Below are 3,102 nucleotides of genomic sequence, written 5' to 3'. Positions count from 1 at the left end.
ATTCGAGCTCGGTCCCGGGGATCCTCTAGAGTCCGCAGGTCGCCGACGTGGCGGCCGGCACGCGGCACCCCTCGCCGCACACCGGAGCGGCGCTCGCGCGCGGAGGCTTGGGACGGAACTCGGCGGAGCGGGGAGCGATGTTCTCGGCCATCAGCTCAGCACCTCCGCCAGCTCGTCGAGCTCGAGCCGGCGGCCCGTGTAGAAGGGCACCTCTTCGCGCACGTGACGGCGCGCATCGGTCGCGCGCAGGTCGCGCATCATGTCGACGAGGTGGATCGGGTCGTCGCTCTCCAGCGGCAGGAGCCATTCGTAGTCGCTGAGTCCGAAGGTCGAGACGGTGTTGGCGACGACCTCCGTGTAGCGGGCGCCCTTGCGGCCGTGCTCGGCGAGCATGCCGGCGCGCTCCTCCTCGGGCAGCAGGTACCACTCGTAGCTGCGCACGAACGGGTACAGGCACAGCCAGCCGCGGGCGCTCTCGCCGCGAAGGTACCCGGGAACGTGACGCTTGTTGAACTCGGCCTCACGGTGCACCCCCATCGCTGTCCAGACGGCCGTGTACGCCTGCAGCATGCCGGTGCGCCGCAGGGTGCGCAGTGCCTTCTGGAGCACGGCAGGGTCATCGACCGCGCCCGGCGTCGTGTGCAGCCAGATCATGAGATCGGCCTCGCCGCGCATGCCGGTGACGTCGTACAGGCCGCGAACGCTGACACCGCCGGCCGTGACCGCGTCGATGGCGGCGGACAGCTCGGCGACCGCCGCCGCGTCGGGGGCCACCCGAGGGCGGGGTCCGGCCAGGACGGCGAAGAGGGTGTATCCGAGCGGGATCTGTTCGGTCATACGGTGCTCCTAGGAAACCGGGTGGGTGTGCAGGAAGGACGACGGCGGGGATGCCGCGAGCGCGCTGTCGAGACGTGCGGCGAGATCGCGGGCGTGCGGAATGACGGAGGCGAGGCCCGTGCCGGCCACGGCGGCCCCGGCCAGGTGGATGCCCGCGGGCAGGTCGTCGGGCGCGGCGGCGCCGACGACGGCATCCGTCCACTCCTGCACGACCAGGTCGACGACGTCGGCCGCGGCCACCTCGACGCCGGTGAGGATCGACACCTCGCGCGCGACCTCGTCGGCCGTGGCGAGAGTACCGGCGGCGGCGTCGCGAGCGGAGAGGCGCACGAGGTGGATGCCGTCTGGCGTCGCGGCGCGCGCCCAGTCCCACTTGGCGGTGATGTGCGTGAGGGCCTTGGCCGCCGTCGGCAGCGCGGCGTCGACGATCACGCCCGAGCCGACGGGTTCGGCGGCGAGGGCGGGGTGGGCGATGGCCGCCGCGACGAGGCGGACCGCCGCCGCCGGGGCGCGCGTCGAAACGCCCGCACCCGCCAGAAGGCGCGCCGCCTCCGCGGTGCCCGTCGCGATCACGACGTGACGCGCCGAGAGTGACCCGCTCGCCGTCTCGACCACGAGCGCGTCGGCCTCGGCGCGCACGGCATGCACAGCGACACCCGTGCGGATCTGAGCGCCACGCGACGCCGCGGCCTCAGCGAGCGCCGTCGGCAGGCGCCACATGCCCCCTGCGATGCCGCCGACGGCGGCGCCGGCACGCTGACCGGTCGCGATCGCGTCTGCAGCCTCGAGAAGCGATCCGCGCGCGACGAACTCGCGCCACAGACCGGGGTGCAGCTGCGACAAGCGGGCCTCGGCGGCGGGTCGCGAGTAGACGCTCCGGCAGAGCGTGTCGACGAGCCGATCGGCGACGCGGACACCGAGACGTTCGGCGACCAGGTCGTACAGCGACGGCTCCGCGTCGGCGGCGACGGGCACGCGGCGCTCGTCGCGCGCACGCGCGGCGCCGTCGGGGCCGATGATCGCGACGACGTCGTCGGCCTCCGGGTCGGCCGGGATGCCGAGCACGGTCCGCCGCGGCAGGCGAGCCCGCCGCACGCCGTCATCCGTCGCGACGGCGAGCCAGGCCCCCTGGGGCCGGGGCGCGACCAGTTCGAGATCGAGCCCGGCATCCGCGACGAGCGTCGCCACGGCATCGGTGCGTGTCGCGAACGACTCCGCGCCGAGATCGATGTCGACCCCCGCGAGCGTGCCGCGGCGCAGCAGCCCGCCCACCTCCTCCGCCGCGTCGACCACGACCACGTCACGTCCGGCACGCGCCAGCTCGTGTGCCACGACGAGCCCGCCCATGCCGGCGCCGACGACGACGACATCGGCGCCGGTCGCGGCTGCCGGCGCGCTCGTGCGAGAGGTGGTCACCGCGCGGACTCCGCGGGTGCGCGCCAGTCGTGAACGGTGCGCACCAGATCGGTGAGCACGGTGGGGTCGGTGTTCATCGGCACACCGTGGCCGAGGTTGAAGACATGTGCTCGCGCCGCCAGCCCCGAGGCGAGGGCGGCGTGGGCCGCCCGGCGACGCACATCCTCGGGGGCGAACAGCAGCGCGGGATCGAGGTTGCCCTGCACCGTGAGATCGCGGCCGATGCGGGTCACGGCGTCATCGAGGTCGACGCGATAGTCGACGCCGATCGCATCGACGCCGATCGAAGCCATGTCGGCGAGGATCTCGCCGGTGCCGACACCGAAGTGGATCAGGGGAACATCGAGACCTTCGCCGCGCAGCGCGCGAACGGGCTCCAGGGCGGCCGCGGATGCCGGCAGCACGGCGCGCCGGTAGTCGGCGGGAGCAAGCGCTCCGGCCCACGAGTCGAACAGCTGCGCGGCGCTCGCGCCGGCACGCACCTGCAGGGCGAGGAAGCGCCCGGTCACCTCCGCGAGCCAGGCCGTGAGGTCCGCCCAGGCCGCGGGGTCGGAGTGGATGAGGCTGCGGGCGCCGAGGTGGTCTTTCGACGGGCCGCCTTCCACGAGATAGGCGGCGAGGGTGAACGGCGCGCCCGCGAAACCGATGAGCGGCAGCGGCTCGCCGCGCTGCTCGCCCTCCTCCGCCAGCATGGCGACCGTGCGCTGGACGGCCTCGACGACCGCCTCGCCGCGCTCCTCAACGAGTGCCGGATCGATCCGCACGAGCGCGGCGATCTCGGCGGCGGTGCGCACGGGGTTGCGGAAGACCGGGCCGCGGCCGGCGGCGATCTCGACTCCACCCCGACGA

General features: G+C 74.1%; 3 protein-coding genes. All 3 read right to left on the bottom strand.

Annotated elements, in window-relative coordinates:
• Positions 1-150: 150 nt before the first annotated feature.
• Entirely contained in the window at positions 151-837 is a 687-nt protein-coding gene (hemQ, locus tag I5I_RS08405) for a hydrogen peroxide-dependent heme synthase (RefSeq protein WP_036318343.1), read from the bottom strand.
• Between the two features lie 9 nt (positions 838-846).
• The gene (locus tag I5I_RS08400) at positions 847-2,253 is read right to left on the bottom strand and encodes a protoporphyrinogen/coproporphyrinogen oxidase (protein ID WP_036318342.1); all 1,407 of its coding nucleotides are present in this window, start codon (positions 2,251-2,253) and stop codon (positions 847-849) included.
• Positions 2,250-3,102 (bottom strand): uroporphyrinogen decarboxylase family protein (locus I5I_RS08395; RefSeq protein ID WP_036318341.1); only part of this gene is annotated, 853 nt, incomplete at its 5' end. The genes I5I_RS08395 and I5I_RS08400, both read right to left, overlap by 4 nt.

The sequence above is a fragment of the Microbacterium sp. B24 genome (assembly GCF_000333415.1).
Lineage (GTDB): Bacteria > Actinomycetota > Actinomycetes > Actinomycetales > Microbacteriaceae > Microbacterium.
This window is presented reverse-complemented; position numbering and strand designations above follow the sequence as displayed.

Bases quoted from the DNA above. Each gene is read 5' to 3' on its own strand.
- hemQ (WP_036318343.1), bottom strand. From the start codon at position 837: ATGACCGAACAGATCCCGCTCGGATACACCCTCTTCGCCGTCCTGGCC.